Source organism: Cupriavidus sp. GW823-FHT06D04 (assembly GCF_058795055.1).
The window spans coordinates 48,901-67,028 of record NZ_JBXAHL010000034.1; the positions used below are offsets into that span (position 1 = coordinate 48,901).

The 18,128-nt window shown below is 67.5% G+C and carries 17 protein-coding genes; 14 read left to right on the plus strand and 3 right to left on the minus strand.

Translation table 11 applies throughout. From position 1 onward, the window contains the following. Window positions 1-13: 13 nt before the first annotated feature. Window positions 14-355 carry a hypothetical protein gene (locus tag AC1Q7H_RS30515; RefSeq protein ID WP_211980979.1) on the minus strand — a complete coding sequence of 114 codons (342 nt, stop codon included), beginning with the start codon at window positions 353-355 and terminating at the stop codon, window positions 14-16. Window positions 356-669: 314 nt separating this feature from the next. On the opposite strand from AC1Q7H_RS30515, the gene ompR reads away from it, so the two are divergent. From ompR to AC1Q7H_RS30545, 6 genes are all read left to right on the plus strand, one after another. Continuing rightward, window positions 670-1,392 carry an osmolarity response regulator transcription factor OmpR gene (gene ompR, locus AC1Q7H_RS30520; protein ID WP_010810107.1) on the plus strand — a complete coding sequence of 241 codons (723 nt, stop codon included), beginning with the start codon at window positions 670-672 and terminating at the stop codon, window positions 1,390-1,392. Window positions 1,393-1,416: 24 nt separating this feature from the next. Continuing rightward, entirely contained in the window at window positions 1,417-2,766 is a 1,350-nt protein-coding gene (locus AC1Q7H_RS30525; protein ID WP_211980978.1) for an ATP-binding protein, read from the plus strand. Window positions 2,767-2,990: 224 nt separating this feature from the next. Then, window positions 2,991-4,292 carry an MFS transporter gene (locus AC1Q7H_RS30530; RefSeq protein WP_013956472.1) on the plus strand — a complete coding sequence of 434 codons (1,302 nt, stop codon included), beginning with the start codon at window positions 2,991-2,993 and terminating at the stop codon, window positions 4,290-4,292. A gap of 297 nt (window positions 4,293-4,589) precedes the next feature. Beyond that, window positions 4,590-5,138 carry a peroxiredoxin gene (locus AC1Q7H_RS30535; protein WP_010810110.1) on the plus strand — a complete coding sequence of 183 codons (549 nt, stop codon included), beginning with the start codon at window positions 4,590-4,592 and terminating at the stop codon, window positions 5,136-5,138. A 106-nt stretch (window positions 5,139-5,244) separates the two neighbouring features. After that, on the plus strand, window positions 5,245-5,766 hold the full coding sequence (locus AC1Q7H_RS30540) for a carboxymuconolactone decarboxylase family protein (protein ID WP_211980977.1): 522 nt from the start codon (window positions 5,245-5,247) through the stop codon (window positions 5,764-5,766). Window positions 5,767-5,949: 183 nt separating this feature from the next. After that, a complete protein-coding gene (locus AC1Q7H_RS30545; protein WP_013956469.1) occupies window positions 5,950-6,522 on the plus strand; it encodes a GNAT family N-acetyltransferase in 573 nt (190 codons plus the stop codon). Here the strand turns inward: AC1Q7H_RS30545 and ispF are convergent, their stop codons facing one another. Together ispF and ispD are read right to left on the minus strand one after the other, a co-directional pair. Then, window positions 6,523-7,032 (minus strand): 2-C-methyl-D-erythritol 2,4-cyclodiphosphate synthase, encoded by a 510-nt coding sequence (ispF, locus tag AC1Q7H_RS30550; protein ID WP_013956468.1) that lies wholly within the window; start codon window positions 7,030-7,032, stop codon window positions 6,523-6,525. It lies immediately after the preceding gene. Window positions 7,033-7,036: 4 nt separating this feature from the next. Further along, window positions 7,037-7,849 carry a 2-C-methyl-D-erythritol 4-phosphate cytidylyltransferase gene (gene ispD, locus AC1Q7H_RS30555; protein WP_013956467.1) on the minus strand — a complete coding sequence of 271 codons (813 nt, stop codon included), beginning with the start codon at window positions 7,847-7,849 and terminating at the stop codon, window positions 7,037-7,039. 142 nt (window positions 7,850-7,991) lie between these two features. On the opposite strand from ispD, the gene mfd reads away from it, so the two are divergent. The 8 genes from mfd (at window position 7,992) to AC1Q7H_RS30595 (ending at window position 18,126) form a co-directional block, all read left to right on the plus strand. Continuing rightward, window positions 7,992-11,441, plus strand: coding sequence for a transcription-repair coupling factor (gene mfd, locus AC1Q7H_RS30560; RefSeq protein WP_013956466.1), 3,450 nt, complete (start codon window positions 7,992-7,994; stop codon window positions 11,439-11,441). A gap of 76 nt (window positions 11,442-11,517) precedes the next feature. Next, window positions 11,518-12,732, plus strand: coding sequence for an acetylornithine deacetylase (argE, locus tag AC1Q7H_RS30565; protein ID WP_013956465.1), 1,215 nt, complete (start codon window positions 11,518-11,520; stop codon window positions 12,730-12,732). 233 nt (window positions 12,733-12,965) lie between these two features. Next, entirely contained in the window at window positions 12,966-14,345 is a 1,380-nt protein-coding gene (locus AC1Q7H_RS30570; protein ID WP_013956464.1) for an amidohydrolase, read from the plus strand. 114 nt (window positions 14,346-14,459) lie between these two features. Next, on the plus strand, window positions 14,460-15,314 hold the full coding sequence (gene serB, locus AC1Q7H_RS30575) for a phosphoserine phosphatase SerB (RefSeq protein ID WP_013956463.1): 855 nt from the start codon (window positions 14,460-14,462) through the stop codon (window positions 15,312-15,314). A gap of 208 nt (window positions 15,315-15,522) precedes the next feature. Beyond that, entirely contained in the window at window positions 15,523-15,810 is a 288-nt protein-coding gene (locus tag AC1Q7H_RS30580) for a hypothetical protein (RefSeq protein ID WP_492382098.1), read from the plus strand. After that, window positions 15,807-16,109 carry a hypothetical protein gene (locus tag AC1Q7H_RS30585; RefSeq protein WP_153955275.1) on the plus strand — a complete coding sequence of 101 codons (303 nt, stop codon included), beginning with the start codon at window positions 15,807-15,809 and terminating at the stop codon, window positions 16,107-16,109. Before AC1Q7H_RS30580 ends, AC1Q7H_RS30585 begins: the two co-directional genes overlap by 4 nt. Before the next feature lie 10 nt (window positions 16,110-16,119). Beyond that, complete coding sequence (locus AC1Q7H_RS30590) at window positions 16,120-17,769, plus strand: PepSY-associated TM helix domain-containing protein (protein ID WP_211980976.1); 1,650 nt, start codon at window positions 16,120-16,122, stop codon at window positions 17,767-17,769. 117 nt (window positions 17,770-17,886) lie between these two features. Then, window positions 17,887-18,126: a DUF2789 domain-containing protein gene (locus tag AC1Q7H_RS30595; RefSeq protein WP_010810122.1), complete on the plus strand. Its 240-nt coding sequence runs from the start codon at window positions 17,887-17,889 to the stop codon at window positions 18,124-18,126. Window positions 18,127-18,128: the final 2 nt, after the last annotated feature.

Genomic DNA, 18,128 nt, shown 5'->3' on the forward strand with positions numbered 1-18,128 from the left:
CGACAAGAACGGGTCAGCCGCCCTGGTAGATATCGCGCCCGAAGTCGTAGAGGTTCTTGCGCAGCTTGCGGCGCTCGTCCGGCGACAGGCGCGAGCCGCCGCGTTCGTCCGCGCGCCGGCGCTCGGCTTCGCGCTGCTCGGCGCGATGGCGCTCGGCACGGGCCCGCGCCTCGCGCTGGCTGTTGCCGGGATCGCTGGCCTGGGTCGACGGGTGGCGCTTGAGCAGGTTGGCCATGCCGGCCGATTGCGCCTGCACCGTCCCGGCCGGCATGCACAGCGCCAGCACGGCCAGCGCTAGGCAGGCGCCGGCGATACCATGCTGCGGATGCCCGTGCCGGGTTCGGTTCACTTTCATTGATAATGGCGATCTTGGCCTCGGGAAAAGCAGCCGTTGGACTGACTGGATGGACTGCCCTGAGGCCGGGAATTCCGGTACCCCGTCCGGCGCCGCACCCTCTGCAAGCATCGCGCCAGCGCGGGCTAGGCAGGCTGGGCGAGGCAGTGGTTCGTCTGGTGCAAATGCGTGGAAACCTGCCGCGCATGGCGCCCAAAAAGACGGATTGCGCAGTGTAATCGCACGATTGGTGCACACTGCCATACCACGGGGTAAAGTATGTAACGTTTTGTTAAGCCATTTTGAGCGAAAGCGATAGTCGCTAAGATACCGCCATGGAAAATACCAGCCACAAGATTCTTGTCGTCGACGATGACCCGCGTCTGCGCGATTTGCTGCGCCGCTATCTGGGCGAACAGGGTTTCACCGTGCTGGTGGCGGAAAACGCCACCGCGATGAACAAGCTCTGGCTGCGCGAGCGTTTCGACCTGCTGGTGCTGGACCTGATGATGCCGGGCGAAGACGGCCTGTCGATCTGCCGCCGGCTGCGCGGGGCCAATGACCAGACCCCGATCATCATGCTCACCGCCAAGGGCGAGGACGTGGACCGCATCGTCGGCCTGGAAATGGGCGCCGACGACTACCTGCCCAAGCCGTTCAACCCGCGCGAGCTGATCGCGCGCATCCACGCGGTGCTGCGCCGCAAGGGCCCGGCCGAAGTGCCCGGCGCCCCGTCGGAAACGCCCGAGACCTTCGCCTTCGGCGACTTCGTGCTGAACCTGGCCACGCGCACGCTGACCAAGAACGATGAGGAAATCACGCTGACCACTGGCGAGTTCTCCGTCCTCAAGGTGTTTGCCCGCCATCCGCGCCAGCCGCTCTCGCGCGAGAAGCTGATGGAAATGGCGCGCGGCCGTGAATACGAAGTGTTCGACCGCAGCCTGGACGTGCAGATCTCGCGCCTGCGCAAGCTGATCGAGCCGGACCCGAGCAACCCCCGTTTTATCCAGACGGTGTGGGGCCTGGGCTACGTCTTCATCCCCGATGGCGTGAAGTAACCGATCGCGGCCGCTGTTCCCATCGTGGCGACCGTAATCGGTAGAACCGCAACGCGGTTCTTTGGTTCGCTGTTCTGGCGGACCTTCATGCTTATCGCCCTGCTGCTGGCGATTTCGCTGGGCATCTGGTTCCAGAGCTACCGGCTGTTCGAACGCGCCCCGCGCGCGCAGCAGATCGCCATGCAGGTGGTCAGCGTGGTCAAGCTCACGCGCGCCGCCCTGCTCTATTCCGACCCCGCCCGGCGCCGCTTCCTGCTGCTCGACCTGGTGCAGAACGAAGGCATCAAGGTCTATCCGCGCGAGAAGGACGACGACTTCGCCGCGCCCACCGCCAACCCGTTCCTGACCACCCTGGTGCAGCAGGAGATCCGCAGCCGCCTGGGCGAGGACACGGTGCTGGCCACCACCGTCAACGACATTCCTGGCGTGTGGGTCAGTTTCGAGATCGAGGGCGACGACTACTGGGTGGCGATCAGCCCCGAGCGCTTCGAGCGCGTGCCCGGCATCCAGTGGCTGTGGTGGAGTATTGCCGCGCTGCTGCTGTCGATCATCGGCGCGGCCTTTATCACCGCGCGCGTCAACTACCCGCTCAAGCGGCTGGCCAACGCCGCGCGCGCCATCGGCGCCGGCGGCGACCCGCCGCCGCTGCCCGAGCATGGCGCCAGCGAAGTGGCGCTGGCCAACCACAGCTTCAACCAGATGGTGCGCGACCTGCGCCAGCTCGACGACGACCGCGTGGTGATGCTGGCCGGCATCTCGCATGACCTGCGCACGCCGCTGACGCGGCTGCGCCTGGAAACCGAGATGTCGCCGATGGACACTGTCACGCGCGACGCTATGATCGCCGACATCGAGCAGATGGACGCGATCATCGGCCAGTTCCTCAACTACGCGCGGCCGCCGCTGGAGACCGTCGAGCCGGTGGACCTGTCGGCGCTGGTGCACGATGCCGTGGGCGTCTACGCCGCGCATGACGACGTGCGCGTGCACGTGCGCGCCAATGAGCCGGTGATGGCCGTGGCCAACCGCATGGAAGTGCAGCGCATCCTGGACAACCTGGTCGAGAACGCGCGCCGCTATGCCAAGGACGAGCAAAGCGGCATGGCCGTGGTAGAGATCACCACGCGCGTGGACGACAAGGAGGCCGTGCTGACCGTGGCCGACCACGGCAACGGCGTGCCCGACGGCCAGCTGTCGCTGCTGACGCGGCCCTTCTACCGGCTCGACGCCGCGCGCAGCGAGGCCAAGGGCGCCGGGCTGGGCATGTCCATCGTCAACCGCATCATGCAGCGCAATGGCGGCCGGCTGCTGCTGGCCAACCGCGCCGCCCCGGCTACCGGTCTGGTGGTCAGCGCCTGCTTCCGGCGCGCCTGAGCGTCACCTGAGCGCCATCCCCGGCGCATTGACAGGTTTTCGACAGCCTTTGATAGGCTTCTGAAAGGCTTTCGTCAGGGCAATGACAGGGTCGCGGCGCACACTGGCGCCCGTCATCAGGCCCGCGGCGAAATCCTTCCCACGCGGCGTGACCCGCGCACGCCTGGCTGACTTCTCCGAACCATCATGCCGCCGGGGCCACCGGCGGTGCCTGAGAGACAGCCATGTCAGATACCTCCGCAGCCACCCCCGGCGCGCAGCACGGGTTCCGCACCGTGTTCCGCGTCGTCAGCGGCAACTTCCTGGAAATGTATGACTTCATGGTGTACGGCTTCTACGCGGCCGCCATCGCCAGGACCTTCTTCCCCAGCGGCAACGAGTTCGCCTCGCTGATGCTATCCCTTGCCACCTTTGGCGCGGGCTTCCTGATGCGGCCGCTGGGCGCGATCGTGCTGGGCGCCTACATCGACCGCCATGGCCGCCGCAAGGGCCTGATCATGACGCTGGCGCTGATGGCCATGGGCACGCTGCTGATTGCCTGCGTGCCGGGCTACGCCACCATTGGCGTGGCCGCGCCGCTGCTGGTGCTGGCCGGGCGGCTGCTGCAGGGCTTCTCCGCGGGCGTGGAGCTGGGCGGCGTCTCGGTCTACCTGTCGGAAATCGCCAGGCCTGGCCGCAAAGGCTTCTACGTCGCGTGGCAATCGGGCAGCCAGCAGGTGGCGGTGATCTTCGCCGGCCTGCTGGGCGTGATCCTGCACGCCATGCTGGCGCCGGCGCAGATGGATGAATGGGGCTGGCGCATTCCCTTCCTGGTGGGCTGCCTGATTGTGCCGTTCCTGTTCCTGATCCGCCGTTCGCTGGAAGAGACCGAAGCCTTCAAGGCGCGCAAGCACCGCCCCGCCATCGACGAGATCTACCGCTCGATGCTGGACAACTGGCGCATCATCCTGGCCGGCTGCATGATGGTGGTGATGACCACGGTGTCGTTCTACATGATCACCGCATACACGCCGACCTTCGGCAAGACCGTGCTGAAGCTGGACGACACCGACAACCTGATCGTCACCATGTGCGTGGGCCTGTCCAACTTTATCTGGCTGCCGCTGATGGGCGCGCTGTCGGACCGCATCGGGCGCAAGCCGCTGCTGCTGTTCTTCACCGTGGCGACGCTGCTGACCGCGTACCCTGCCGTGTCGTGGCTGGTGGCCGAGCCGTCGTTCTCGCGGCTGCTGATGGTGGAACTGTGGCTGTCGTTCCTGTATGGCAGCTATAACGGCGCGATGGTGGTGGCGCTGACCGAGATCATGCCGCCCGCGGTGCGCACCACCGGCTTCTCGCTGGCCTACAGCCTGGCCACGGCGCTGTTCGGCGGCTTCACGCCGGCAATCTCGACCTGGCTGATCCACGCCACCGGCAACAAGGCGGCGCCGGGACTGTGGCTGATGTTCGCCGCGCTGTGCGGACTGGTCGCCACGCTGGTGATCTTCCGGGCGCGCCGCGCGGAGCCGGTCATGCATCCGGCCTGAACATGGCGGGTTGAACTCGCCGCAATCGTCACCAACTTGCCATGAGCGGGCCCATCGCGCATGGCATACTTGCCCTTCCGCATCGAAGCCGCCAGGCTGATGCCGCGCGGCTGCCCATGCCGGGATTCGCTCCAGGCGTCACATGCCTTGCCTATCGGGCTCTTTGAGAATATCAATTAGCCCGGCATCTGGTGATGACGCATAATCACGTTTTGTCGCGGTAAGCCACGCAGCCGGCCCACGCCAGCCGCGCGGCGGCAGCACCGCTCTCATTGCAACCGTATCAGGAGATAGTCTATGAAGACCGTTGGTGACAAGCTCGAAGCCTTCCACGTCGTCGGTGTCAAGCCGGGTTTCAACAATCACGAAGAGAACGGCCAGTCGGCTTTCGAAGACATCACCGAAAAGTCGTTCGAAGGCAAGTGGAAGATCATCTACTTCTACCCGAAGGACTTCACCTTCGTCTGCCCGACCGAAATCGTTGCCTTCGCCAAGCTGAACGGCGACTTCGCCGACCGCGACGCGATCGTGCTGGGCGGCTCGACCGACAACGAATTCGTCAAGCTGGCATGGCGCCGCGAACACAAGGACCTGAACAAGCTGAACCAGTGGCAATTCGCCGACGTGACCGGTTCGCTGATCGACCAGCTGGGCGTGCGTGACCACGCTGCCGGCGTTGCGCTGCGCGCGACCTTCATCGTCGACCCGGACAACGTGATCCAGCACGTGTCGGTGAACAACCTTAACGTGGGCCGCAACCCGGAAGAAGTCCTGCGCATCCTGGACGGTCTGCAAACGGACGAGCTGTGCCCGTGCAACCGTGCCGTTGGTGGCGCCACGCTGTAATTTGCTGTCTGTCGCCAGACACCGTGGCGATTCGCGGAGGGTCCTGCCCTCCGCATCAAAACCCGCTTGCGCGGGTTTTTTGAGCCCCGATCGATAGGAGAAATAAATGGAATTCCTCAGCGCGATTAAAAATCTCATCCCCGATTACGCCAAGGACATCCGCCTGAACGTGGACGGCACTATCGCGCGCTCTTCGCTGGAAGGCAACGATGCGGTGGGCGTGGCGCTGGCGGCGGCATTCGCGGCGCAGAGCAAGGTGCTGGTGGATGCCATCCGCAACGCCGGCGTGCTGTCGCCCGAGGAAACCAACGCCGCGCTGACCGCAGCGGCGCTGATGGGCATGAACAACACCTGGTACCCGTACGTCGAGATGGCCGACGATCCGGACCTGGCCACCCAGCCGGCCGGCCTGCGCATGAACGCCTATGCCACCCATGGCGGCGTGGACAAGCGCCGTTTCGAAATGTACGCGCTGGCCGCCTCAATCGTGGGCAAGTGCCACTTCTGCGTGAAGTCGCACTACCAGTTGCTGAAGAATGAACAGGGCATGACCGCGCAGCAACTGCGCGATGTCGGCCGCATCGCCGCCGTGATCGTGGCCGCCGCCAACGTGATCGCCGCGCAATAAGCCCCGCCAAAGCGCGCCCCCGCGCCCTCCGCGGCGCCCTGCCACGGGCGCCGTAGCACAGCAGCCGGCAGCTTCCCATCAGGAATTGCCGGCTGTTCCCATCCTGCAACCGCTCCGCGCCGAGGCTGCACACGTGCGGCGATCGGCCTACAATCCAGGCAGGACACGCACTTACAGCCTGCCATGACCCTGCCTTCGCCGACTTCCCCCCGCTTCCACTACCGCCTCGCGGCGGTGCATGACTGGGGCGACATCGCCGCCGTCACGCAACAAGCCTACGGGCAATATGAGCTAGCCATCATGGAAGACTGCCGCGCCTCGTTCCAGCGCGGCATGCAGGCGGTGCTGGCGACCAGCCATCCGGATATGGAATGGTGGGTGGCGGAGACCGATCACGGCATCATGGGCGCCGTGCTGTTCTGCCATCCGGGCGCCACGCTGCCGGCACTGGACGGCAGCACCATCACCCTGACCCAGCCGGAAGCGCGGCTGCTGTCGGTGAGCCCGCAGGCGCGCGGCCTGGGCCTGGGCCGCACGCTGATGCAGATCTGCATCCAGCGCGCGCGCGATATCGGCGCGTCCACGCTGGTGGTGCGCACCATGCCGGAAATGGCATCGGCCAACCGGCTGTGCCAGCAGATGGGCTTCACCAAGCGCACCGAAGCCGGTGCGCGCGCGGGCGCAATGGCCCGCCTGATCGACTACACCTACGCCATCCCGCCGGAAAACGCGGCACCAGACGCCGCGCGGCCCTGATCAGTCCTGCACGTCGCCCACCGAGGCGCGCCAGAGCAGCACCGCGGCCTGCGCCACGATGCCCTCCTGGCGCCCTTCGAAGCCCAGCTTCTCGTTGGTCTTGGCCTTGACGTTGCAGCGACCGCGCGCCACCCCCAGGTCTTCCGCCAGGTTCGCCACCATCGCCCCGATATGCGGGGCCAGCTTGGGCGCCTGCGCGATCACGGTGGCATCCACATTGCCGATTTCATAGCCCGCCGCGCGCACGCGGCGCGCGGCCTCGCGCAGCAGCGCGCGGCTGTCGGCGCCGGCAAACTGCGCGTCGGTGTCGGGGAAATGGCGGCCGATATCGCCCAGCGCGGCCGCGCCGAAGAGCGCGTCGGTGACCGCGTGCAGCAGCGCATCCGCATCGGAATGGCCCAGCAGGCCGCGGTCATGCGGGATCTCGACCCCGCCCAGGATCAGCTTGCGGCCAGGCACCAACGCGTGGACGTCATAGCCCTGTCCCACCCGGATATCGAAAGGCATCATGCGGTCAGTCTCCTTTGCCGTCGTTGCCCAGCAGCACTTCGGCCAGTGCGAAGTCCTCCGGGTAGGTCACCTTGAAATTGCGCAGCGAGCCGTTGACCAGACGCGGATGCAGCCCCAGGCGCTCGATCGCGCTGGCCTCGTCGGTGACCACCGCGCCGGCCGCCATGGCGTCCTGCAGCGCCTGGCGCAGCACGCCCAGGCGGAACATCTGCGGCGTCTGCGCCTGCCACAGGCCCTCGCGCGGCACCGTGGCGCCGATGCGGGCGTCTTCCTGGGCACGCTTGAGCGTGTCGGGCACCGGCACAGCCAGGATGCCGCCGATGGCGGCGTCAGGGTCGTCGTCGCCGTCGCTTTCCACCGCGCGCACCAGTGCGTGGATCATCGCCGGGGTCAGGCCCGGGCGCGCGGCATCGTGCACCAGCACCCAGTCGCTCTCGGTCGCGCCCAGCTGCGCCAGGTGGTGCAGCCCGGCCAGCACCGACGCATGGCGGGTATCGCCGCCGACAAAGGCGGTATCGAAGCGCAGCCCGGCAAACGCCGCCGCGCCGAAGCGCGATTCCAGCGGCATGTCGTCGGGCGCCAGCACCAGCGCGGTGGCGTTGATGGCGTCGCACGCGGAGAACGCCGCCAGCGCGTACCAGATCATCGGCCGGCCGGCCACGGTCTGGTATTGCTTGGGCACGGCGCCGCCGGCGCGGCTGCCGGAACCGGCACAGGGAATCAGGGCAAAGCGGCGAGCGGACACAGGATCGGGGTGGAGTGAAAGAGGCGCGGGCGCCTGCCGGCCAGCATGGCCAGCGGGACAACCGGTGCGCATTCTATAATACGGCCCTTGCCCGTCGCCATGCCGCGCCATTCCGCATTGACGCGTGCCCGGCACGGGCCGTTGAGGTCCCCTGCTCCGACCCCCGCCCGCAATGCCGGCGGGGTATCGTCGTTTTGAACGCCCCGCTGCCGACATGCCTGACGCCAAGCCCGCCTTCCCCTTTCTCAACCTGCCGCTGGTCAAGCCGGGGCTGCGCCACAGCGTGGCCGGCCTGCGCGGCTCGGCCGATGCGCTGGCTGTGGCCGCGTACGCTCGGCAGCACCGCGAGCGCGCGCCGATGCTGGCCGTGGTGTGCTCCCACGCGGTCGATGCCCAGCGCCTGGCCGAGGAAATCCCCTGGTTCGCGCCCGAGCTGCGCGTGCGCCTGCTGCCCGACTGGGAAACCCTCCCCTACGACAGCTTCTCGCCGCACCAGGATCTGGTGTCCGAGCGCCTGGCCACGCTGCACGATATCCAGACCGGGCAATGCGACGTGATGCTGGTGCCGGCCACCACCGCGCTGTACCGGCTGGCGCCACCGGCTTTCCTGGCGGCCTACACCTTCTTCTTCAAGCAGGGCGAGCGCCTGGACGAGAACGCGCTCAAGGCCCAGTTCACGCTGGCCGGCTACGAGCACGTCAGCGCGGTGATGCGTCCCGGCGAATACAGCGTGCGCGGCGGCCTGATCGACCTGTACCCGATGGGCTCGGCGCTGCCGTACCGGATCGACCTGTTCGGCGACGAGATCGAAACCATCCGCGCCTTCGACCCCGATACCCAGCGCAGCCTGTACCCGGTCAAGGAGGTGCGGTTGCTGCCCGGGCGCGAGTTCCCCCTAGACGAAGCCGCGCGCACCGCCTTCCGCGGCCGCTGGCGCGAGGTGTTCGAGGGCGACCCGACCAAGTCGCCGATCTACAAGGACATCGGCAACGGCGTGCCATCGGCCGGCATCGAGTACTACCTGCCGCTGTTCTTCGAGCACAGCGCAACCGTGTTCGACTACCTGCCCGCCGATACCCAGTTGGCTTTCGCCGGCAATGTCGACGAGGCCATCCGCCGCTTCTGGGCCGATACCACGCAGCGCTACAACTTCATGCGCCACGACCGCGAGCGCCCGCTGCTGCCGCCCGCGGACCTGTTCCTGTCCGAGGAGCAGTTCTTCGTTGCCGCCAAGCCGATGGCGCGCCTGGTGCTCCAGGCCGAAGCCAATGCGGACCAGGCCGCGTTCTCGGCCATGCTGCCCGACGTCGCGGTGAACCGCCGCGCCGATGATCCGCTGGTCAACCTGGAAGCGCTGCTGCTCGACAAGCAGACCCGCGTGCTGATGTGCGCCGACTCGGCCGGGCGGCGCGAGACCCTGCTGCAGCTCTTTGCCGAAAGCGGCCTGCGCCCGCATCCGGTGGACGACTTTGCCGCGTTCCTGGCCGGCGAAGCGCATTTCTCGATCGCGGTGGCGCCGCTGCAGAGCGGCTTTGCGCTGCCGCAGTGGCAGATCGCCTTTGTCACCGAGGCCGAGCTCTACGCCGGCACCACGCGCCGCACCGGCCGCCGCAAGCAGGAGCAGGCCTCCGCCGTTGACTCGATGGTGCGCGACCTGGCCGAGCTGAAGATCGGCGACCCGGTGGTGCACAGCGAGCACGGCATCGGCCGCTACCAGGGCCTGGTCACGCTGGACATGGGCCAGGGCGACGAGGAATTCCTGCACCTGGACTACGACAAGGGCAGCAAGCTGTACGTGCCGGTGCACCAGTTGCACGTGATCTCGCGCTATTCCGGCGCCGATCCCGATACCGCGCCGCTGCACCACCTGGGCTCGGGCCAGTGGGACAAGGCCAAGCGCAAGGCGGCCCAGCAGATCCGCGACACCGCTGCCGAGCTGCTCAACCTGTACGCGCGCCGCGCCGCGCGCGAGGGCTTTGCCTTCCCGCTCTCGCCCAAGGACTACGAGACCTTTGCCGAGAGCTTCGGCTTCGAGGAAACGCCGGACCAGGCCGCCGCCATTGCCGCGGTGATCGCCGACATGACCTCGGGCAAGCCGATGGACCGGCTGGTCTGCGGCGACGTGGGCTTCGGCAAGACCGAGGTGGCGCTGCGCGCGGCCTTTGTCGCGGTGCTGGGCGGCAAGCAGGTGGCGATGCTGGCGCCGACCACGCTGCTGGCCGAGCAGCACTTCCAGACGCTGTCCGACCGCTTTGCCGAATGGCCGGTGCGCATCGTCGAGCTGTCGCGCTTCAAGACCAAGAAAGAGATCGACGCGGCCATCAAGCAGATCAACGAAGGCACCGTCGACATCGTCATCGGCACCCACAAGATCCTGTCCGACCAGGTCAGGTTCGAGCGCCTGGGCCTGGTCATCATCGACGAGGAACACCGCTTCGGCGTGCGCCAGAAGGAGGCGTTGAAGACCCTGCGCGCCGAGGTCGACGTGCTGACCCTGACCGCCACGCCGATCCCGCGCACGCTGGGCATGGCGCTGGAAGGCCTGCGCGACTTCTCGGTGATCGCGACCGCGCCGCAGAAGCGGCTGGCGATCAAGACCTTCGTGCGGCGCGAGGAAGACGGCGTGATCCGCGAGGCCATCCTGCGCGAGCTCAAGCGCGGCGGCCAAGTATACTTCCTGCACAACGAGGTCGAGACCATCGAGAACAAGCGCGCGCGGCTGGCCGAGCTGGTGCCAGAGGCGCGCATTGCCGTCGCGCACGGCCAGATGCACGAGCGCGAGCTGGAACGCGTGATGCGCGACTTCGTCGCGCGCCGCGACAACATCCTGCTGTGCACCACCATCATCGAGACCGGCATCGACGTGCCGACCGCCAACACCATCCTGATCCACCGCTCAGACAAGTTCGGCCTGGCGCAGCTGCACCAGCTGCGCGGCCGGGTCGGGCGCTCGCACCACCAGGCCTATGCCTACCTGCTGGTGCATGACGTCGAGGGCCTGACCAAGCAGGCGGGGCGCCGGCTGGAGGCCATCCAGCAGATGGAAGAACTGGGCTCCGGCTTCTACCTGGCCATGCACGACCTGGAAATCCGTGGCGCGGGCGAGGTGCTGGGCGACAAGCAGTCGGGCGAGATCCACGAGATCGGCTTCCAGCTCTACACCGACATGCTCAACGCCGCGGTCAAGGCCCTCAAGGCGGGCAAGGAGCCCGACCTGATGGCGCCCTTGGCCGCCACCACCGAGATCAACCTGGGCACGCCGGCGCTGTTGCCCAACGACTACTGCGCCGACGTGCACGAGCGCCTGTCGCTGTACAAGCGGCTGGCCAACTGCGAGACCGCCGAGCGCGTGGACGACATCCAGGAAGAGCTGATCGACCGCTTCGGCCGGCTGCCGGCGCAGGCGCAGGCACTGGTCGAGACCCACCGGCTGCGCATCGCCGCGGCGCCGCTGGGCGTGCGCAAGATCGACGCGGGCGAGGCCACCATCAGCGTGCAGTTCGTGCCCAACCCGCCGATCGACGCGATGCGCATCATCGACCTGGTGCAGAAGAACCGCCATATCAAGCTGGCCGGGCAGGACAAGCTGCGCATCGAGGCCAAGATGCCGGACGTGGCGATCCGCGCGCAGACCATCAAGCATACGTTGCGGCAACTGGCGTAGGACGGGCATCCTGCATGGACGCGGCGCCCGACCGGGTGTAGCATCAAGTACTTAACAAGTTAGCGATAACGCCCCAATGCCTGCCCACGCCGCCTCCCACCGCCAGCCCGTCACCGAAACCGCCGCGCGCGGCAGCGCGCTTGAATGGACCCAGCGGCTGGTCGCGTATGACACCACCAGCCGCCACTCCAACCTGGGCCTGATCGAGTCGGTGCGCGACCATTTCCTGGCCAAGGGACTGAAGCCGCATCTGAGCTACAACCCGCAGCGGGACAAGGCCAACCTGTTCGTCACCGTGCCTGCCGCCGACGGCAGCACCAACGGCGGCATCGTGCTCTCCGGCCATACAGACGTGGTGCCGGTGGACGGCCAGGACTGGACGACCGACCCGTTCAAGCCGGTGGTGCGCGACGGCAAGCTCTACGGCCGCGGCACCTGCGACATGAAGGGCTTTATCGGCACCAGCCTGTCGCTGCTGCCGGCCATCCTGCAGGCCAGGCTGCGCGAGCCGGTGCACTACGCGCTGTCCTTCGACGAAGAGATCGGCTGCATGGGCGCGCCCTACCTGCTGGCCGAACTGCGCGACCGCGGCGTGACGCCCGGCGGCTGCATCGTCGGCGAACCCACCAGCATGCGCGTGATCGTCGCGCACAAGGGCATCAACGCCTACCGCTGCTGCGTCAGGGGCCAGGCCGCGCACTCGTCGCTGACGCCGCGCGGCGTCAATGCGATCGAATACGCCGCGCGCCTGATCTGCTTCATCCGCGACATCGCCGATGAATTCAAGGCCAATGGACCCTACGACCAGGCCTTCGACGTGCCCTACACCACCGCGCAGACCGGCACCATCCAGGGCGGCATCGCGCTGAACACCATCCCGGCGCTGTGCGAGTTCGTGTTCGAGTTCCGCAACCTGCCGGGCGTGGATCCCGAAGCCATCTACGCCCGCATCCAGGCCTACGCCAACGACGTGCTGCTGCCGAAGATGCGCGCCGAGCATGACGACGCCGGCCTGACGCTGAGCAAGATCGCGGCCGCGCCGTCGCTGGACGTGGCCGAGCAGGAAGCCATCACGCAGCTGGTGCGCGCGCTGACCGCCGACCGCGACACCAACAAGGTCGCCTATGGTACCGAGGCCGGCCTGTTCCAGCGCGCCGGCATTCCCGCCGTGGTATGCGGGCCTGGCGATATCCAGCAGGCGCACAAGCCGGATGAGTTTGTTTCGCTGGAGCAGCTGGCTGCTTGCGAGGCCTTCCTGCACAAGGTGGTCGACAGCTTGCGCGTGAGCTGACTGCCGAGCGTGCCAGAGCTTTGCTCCCCTCTCCCGATTGCGGGAGAGGGGCCGGGGGAGGGGGCCAGCGCTTCGGCGAATGACGCGCATCGCATCGAGATACGCCTGCCCTCTCCCCCGCCCCTCTCCCAAAGGGAGAGGGGAGAAACCACTCCGCTTTTCCCGGCGCATTGCACTTGCCGCGCGCCGCCACACTGCCTGCATTACACCAACAACAACGAAGGAGACCTTGCATGGCTGTCCGTGATTCCGCATCCCGTCCCACCACCCGCTTTGCTCTCGCCGGCCTGGCCCTCGCCGCCGGCCTGCTCTGCAACACCGCGCAGGCACAGACCACGCCGGCCCCCATCTCCGCCGACACCCTCCACGCCCAGATCGAAACCCGCGCCAAGGCCGTCGAGAAACAACTAATCGCATGGCGCCGCGACATCCACCAGCATCCGGAACTGGGCAACTACGAGACCCGCACCGCGAAGCTGGTGGCTGACCACCTGCGCAAGCTCGGCATGGAAGTGAAGACAGGCGTGGCCAAGACCGGCGTGGTCGGCGTGCTCAAGGGCGGCAAGCCCGGTCCGGTGGTGGCGCTGCGCGCCGACATGGATGCGCTGCCGGTCAAGGAACGCGTGGACGTGCCGTTCGCGTCGAAGGCCAAGGGCCAGTACCTGGGCAAGGAAGTGGACGTGATGCACGCCTGCGGCCATGACACCCACGTGGCGATTTTGATGGCCACCGCCGAAGTGCTGGCCGGCATGAAGGACCAGCTGCCCGGCACGGTCAAGTTCATCTTCCAGCCGGCCGAGGAAAGCCCGGCCGACTTCGAACCCAATGGCTCCAACACCTGGGGCGCCAAGCAGATGGTGTCCGAGGGCGTGCTGGACAATCCCAAGGTCGATGCGATCTTCGGCCTGCATGTGAGCAGCGGCATCGAATCCGGCAAGCTGGGCTGGCGCAGCGGCCCCTCGATGGCGGCGGCCGACCAGTTCTGGATCGACGTCAAGGGCCGCCAGACGCACGGCGCGCGGCCGTGGGGCGGGATCGACCCGATCGTGGTGGCGTCGCAGATCGTGATGGGCCTGCAGACCATCCAAAGCCGCCAGGTCAACGCCATGCTGGAACCGTCGGTGATCACCGTGGGCACCATCCACGGCGGCAACCGCATGAACATCGTGCCGGAGAAGGTCGAGATGATGGGCACCGTGCGCACCTATGACGAAGGCATGAAGAAGGACATCCATGCCCGCATGAAGCGCACCACCGAGGCCATCGCCACCAGCGCCGGGGCCGAGGCCAACTTCCGCGTGGTGGAGCTGTACAACGCCACCATCAACCAGCCGGCCCTGACCGAGAAGATGGCACCCACGCTGCAGCGCGTGGCCGGCGAAGGCAACTGGATGATCACGCCCAAGGCGACCGCGTCGGAGGACTTCTCGTTCTACCAAGAGAAAGTGCCGGGCCTGTTCTTCAACCTCGGCGTGACGCCCAAGGGCCAGGATGTGACCAAGGCGCCTTCCAACCACTCGCCTGAGTTCTATGTGGACGAGCCGGCGCTGATCAACGGCGTGCGCGCCCTGTCCAGCCTGACCGTGGACTACATGGTGATGGCGCAGCGCTGAGCGGCTCGCCCTGGGCGCTGCGGCGGGGCTACAATAACAGTTTTGCCGCGCGCATTGCGGCCAGCCCCTCCCCGCCTTGCCGCCAGCGCGGCAAGCGCCCGATCCTCATTCGTCATGCCCCTGATCCTCCAGAGCACCGCCCCGCTTCCCACCGCCGACCTCGACACCGCCCGCACCCTGGCCCGCGCCTCTGAACTGGTGCTGCGCAGCGATACCGTGGCGGCCGCCGAGGAATGCGCGCCGCTGACGCCGGCGCTGCGCGATGCGCTGGACGATTTCTGCGGCCCGCGCGCGATCGACTGGGCAGTGGTGCCCCCGGGGCGCAAGCTGTCCGACTTCCGCCTGGTGGCAATGGACATGGACTCGACCCTGATCACGATCGAGTGCATCGACGAGATCGCCGATTTCTGCGGCCTCAAGGCCGAGGTCTCTGCCATCACCGAAGCCGCCATGCGCGGCGAGATCACCGATTTCAACGAGAGCCTGCGCCGCCGCGTGGCCCTGCTCAAGGGGCTGGACGCCAGCGTGCTGGACTGCGTCTACGAAGAGCGCCTGCGGCTGTCGCCGGGCGCCGAGCGCATGCTGCAGACCGTGCAGGCGCTGGGCCTGCGCACGCTGCTGGTGTCGGGCGGCTTCGTGCATTTCACCGAGAAGCTCAAGGCACGGCTCAAACTCGACGTGACCCGCGCCAATACGCTGGAGATCGTCGACGGCAAGCTGACCGGCAATGTGGTTGGCGAGATCGTCAATGCCGACGTCAAGGCCCGCACCGTGCAGGAAGTCTGCGCCCAGATCGGCGCCACGCCGGACCAGGCCATCGTCATGGGCGATGGCTCCAACGACCTGAAGATGATGGCCGTGGCCGGCCTGTCGGTGGCCTTTCGGGCCAAGCCGGTGGTGCGCGCGCAGGCCAGCGTCGCGTTCAACCACGTCGGGCTGGACGGCCTGCTGGCGCTGTTCCCGCACTGATCCCTGTCCGCGGCAAACGCGGCTTCGCGCCGGGCGGCAAGCGCCCGGCTGGCCCCACCCACCCGGGCCGCCAGCGACAATTCGCGCTACAGCCAGCGCAAGTCCCTCCCCAAGTGCAGATACATCCCTGAGACGCAGCGTCTACTTAGCGCTTGCCTCTTCAAATACGAATCATTATCATTAATGTTCGTTTATCTGACATTGCCCCATGCAAGTTCTGGCCGTCCTTGTTGGCCTGGCTGCGGCCCCGTGCCTGTACCTGGCCGCGCCCAACCAGGTCCTGCTGCCGCCCGGCAGGATCGCGCAACCGCGTGTGCTGGGCTGGCTGGGCCTGGCCCTGGCCATCGTCAGCACCTGGCTGTGGAGCACCACCGACGGCTGGCCCGTGGCCATTGCCGCCAGCCTGGTAACAGTGCCCTGCGCGCTGTCGGTATGGCCCTTTATCGGCACCTATGCCGCGCGCAAGCGCTGGGCGGCACGGGAGCAACGGGCATGAGCGCAGACCAATCCGCGATAGGCACCAAATGGCTGGCCGGTGCGCTGCTCGGGCTGCCGCTGGCGGTGGCGGTGTGCACGCTGTCGATCCTGTGGCTGCCGGGCGGCTGGGAAACCGGCATCGTCGCGGCCGTGGCGGCTTGCCTGCCGGTGTGGGTGGCCATCATCAGCGCCAGCCTGCTGTTCCGTTCCAGCCGCACCGCCTGGATCTGGCTGGGCGGCGCCAACCTGATCTGCTTCGGTGCGCTGTGGGCGCTGCGCCTGGCCGGCCTGGCGCCGGCTGCACTGCCCGCCTCCTGAGAATGCCATCTTGAAAACCGCAACCCTGCGCCTGTACCAGATGCTGCATACCTGGGTCGGCCTGATGGCCGGCTGGGCCCTGTTTATCGCCTTCTTTGCCGGGGCGGTCACCGTGTTCCACCACGAACTGCATGTGTGGCAGTCGCCGTCGCGGCTCAAGGGCAGCGCGCCGGTCGAGGCCAAGGCCGACCCGGCCGCGGTCGACCGCTTCATGCAGAAACTGGTCGCGATCCACCCCGAGGCCGCGGCCAGTTCCTACGTGATCATGCCGTCGGAGGGCGAGCCCAATATCTCGGCCTACTGGCAGGACAAGTCCGGCGAGTGGCAGATGACCACCGACGCCCGCCTGGCCGGCGACGCCGCGATGCAGCGCGACACCTCGCGCGACCAGGTGATCGGCGAACTGTCGGCGTTCCTGAACAGCCTGCACTACTCGCTGGGGATCCCGGTCGGCGGCATCTACTTCATGGGTGCGATCTCGGTGCTGTACGGGCTGGCGCTGGTGTCGGGCGTGTTGCTGCACCTGCCGCGGCTGAAGAAGGACCTGTTCGCGGTGCGCCCCGGGCGCAACCTGAAGCGCTTCTGGATGGACACCCACAATGTGCTGGGCCTGTTCAGCCTGCCCTTCCACCTGGTCTTTGCCATCACCGGCGCGCTGTTCTCCGTGTCGCTGGTGCTGATGACGGTGTTCAACACACTGACCTTCGACGGCCGCCTGTTTGAGGCGGTGCCCCGTGCCACCACCGCCGTACCGGAAGTGGCCGCGGCCGGCCGTACGGTGCCGACCATGCCCACCGCCACGCTGATGCAGATTGCGCGCGAGCACGGCGGCGAGCGTTTCGCGCCCGAGTCGTTCCGCTTCCAGCGCTTTGGCGACGCCAATGCCGTGGTGGAAGTGCGCGGCACCAGCACGCAGGCCCTCGGCAACCTGGGCTCGGTCGGCATCCATGCCGCCAGCGGCGAGCCCAACGCGGGCCAGCTGACCGCCAACCAGACCGCCGGCACGCGCGACAGCAACCACGGGCTCTACAGCGCGCTGTACGCGCTGCATTTCGGCACCTTCGGCGAGCTGCCGGTGCGCCTGGTCTACCTGCTGGCCGGGCTGGCCGGCGCCTTCCTGTTCTATTCGGGCAACCTGCTGTGGATCGAGTCGCGGCGCAAGGTGCGCCAGGCCGAGCAGCCGCGCGTGCACCGGCTGCTGGCGCAGGGCACGGTCGGTGTGTGCATCGGCTGCTGCATCGGCGTGGCGCTGTGCTTCCCGGCGGCGCTGCTGTGGCCGGAGCGCGCGGTGAGCTACACCTATTTCACGGTGTTTGGTCTGGCCTGTGCCTGGGCGTTGCTGCGCCCGCCGGTACGCGCCGCGGTGGAGCTGCTCTACGCCGCCGCGCTGGCGTCGCTGACCGTGCCGCTGGCGAACGCGATCCTGACCGGCGACCACCTGCTGCACAGCATCCCCAGCGGGCATTGGATCATCGCCGGCTTCGATATCGGCGCGATCGCGCTGGCCGCGGGCTTTGTCGCCCTGGCCCGCGCCACGCAGCGCCGCGCGCGCAGCTGGCCGGCGGAGTCGGTGTGGGCGATGCCGCAGGCAGCCCAAGCAGCACAAGCCGCCAAGCCCACCGCGAGCGCCAAGACGATGCCCAGCGCGGATACGCCCTGAGCGCACGGCGCCCGCACGCAAAAACGGACGCAGCAGCGTCCGTTTTTGTTTCCTTGACCGCGCCAGCCCGGCCGCTGCCCTACACTATCTCAGGCCAACAACATCGAGCCGACCGCCATGGAATCGACCTTCCACCAGTTTTCCGAACTGTTCGCCCAACTCGGCCTGGCCTCCGACGAAGCCAGCATCCGCAGCTTTATCGGCACGCACGCCCCGCTGCCCGACGATGTCGAGTTGGCCGAGGCACCGTTCTGGACCCCCGCCCAGGCTACGCTGCTGCGCGACGAGCTGCTGGACGACGCCGACTGGGCCGAGGTCGTCGACCAGCTCAATCTCGCCCTGAGACAGCCGGCCTGAGG

Bases quoted from the DNA above. Each gene is read 5' to 3' on its own strand.
- serB (WP_013956463.1), top strand. From the start codon at position 14,460: ATGCCCCTGATCCTCCAGAGCACCGCCCCGCTTCCCACCGCCGACCTC.
- AC1Q7H_RS30540 (WP_211980977.1), top strand. From the start codon at position 5,245: ATGGAATTCCTCAGCGCGATTAAAAATCTCATCCCCGATTACGCCAAG.
- AC1Q7H_RS30580 (WP_492382098.1), top strand. From the start codon at position 15,523: ATGCAAGTTCTGGCCGTCCTTGTTGGCCTGGCTGCGGCCCCGTGCCTG.
- ompR (WP_010810107.1), top strand. From the start codon at position 670: ATGGAAAATACCAGCCACAAGATTCTTGTCGTCGACGATGACCCGCGT.
- AC1Q7H_RS30595 (WP_010810122.1), top strand. From the start codon at position 17,887: ATGGAATCGACCTTCCACCAGTTTTCCGAACTGTTCGCCCAACTCGGC.
- AC1Q7H_RS30515 (WP_211980979.1), bottom strand. From the start codon at position 355: ATGAAAGTGAACCGAACCCGGCACGGGCATCCGCAGCATGGTATCGCC.
- AC1Q7H_RS30530 (WP_013956472.1), top strand. From the start codon at position 2,991: ATGTCAGATACCTCCGCAGCCACCCCCGGCGCGCAGCACGGGTTCCGC.
- AC1Q7H_RS30570 (WP_013956464.1), top strand. From the start codon at position 12,966: ATGGCTGTCCGTGATTCCGCATCCCGTCCCACCACCCGCTTTGCTCTC.
- AC1Q7H_RS30535 (WP_010810110.1), top strand. From the start codon at position 4,590: ATGAAGACCGTTGGTGACAAGCTCGAAGCCTTCCACGTCGTCGGTGTC.
- ispF (WP_013956468.1), bottom strand. From the start codon at position 7,032: ATGATGCCTTTCGATATCCGGGTGGGACAGGGCTATGACGTCCACGCG.
- AC1Q7H_RS30585 (WP_153955275.1), top strand. From the start codon at position 15,807: ATGAGCGCAGACCAATCCGCGATAGGCACCAAATGGCTGGCCGGTGCG.
- argE (WP_013956465.1), top strand. From the start codon at position 11,518: ATGCCTGCCCACGCCGCCTCCCACCGCCAGCCCGTCACCGAAACCGCC.
- mfd (WP_013956466.1), top strand. From the start codon at position 7,992: ATGCCTGACGCCAAGCCCGCCTTCCCCTTTCTCAACCTGCCGCTGGTC.
- AC1Q7H_RS30545 (WP_013956469.1), top strand. From the start codon at position 5,950: ATGACCCTGCCTTCGCCGACTTCCCCCCGCTTCCACTACCGCCTCGCG.
- ispD (WP_013956467.1), bottom strand. From the start codon at position 7,849: ATGCGCACCGGTTGTCCCGCTGGCCATGCTGGCCGGCAGGCGCCCGCG.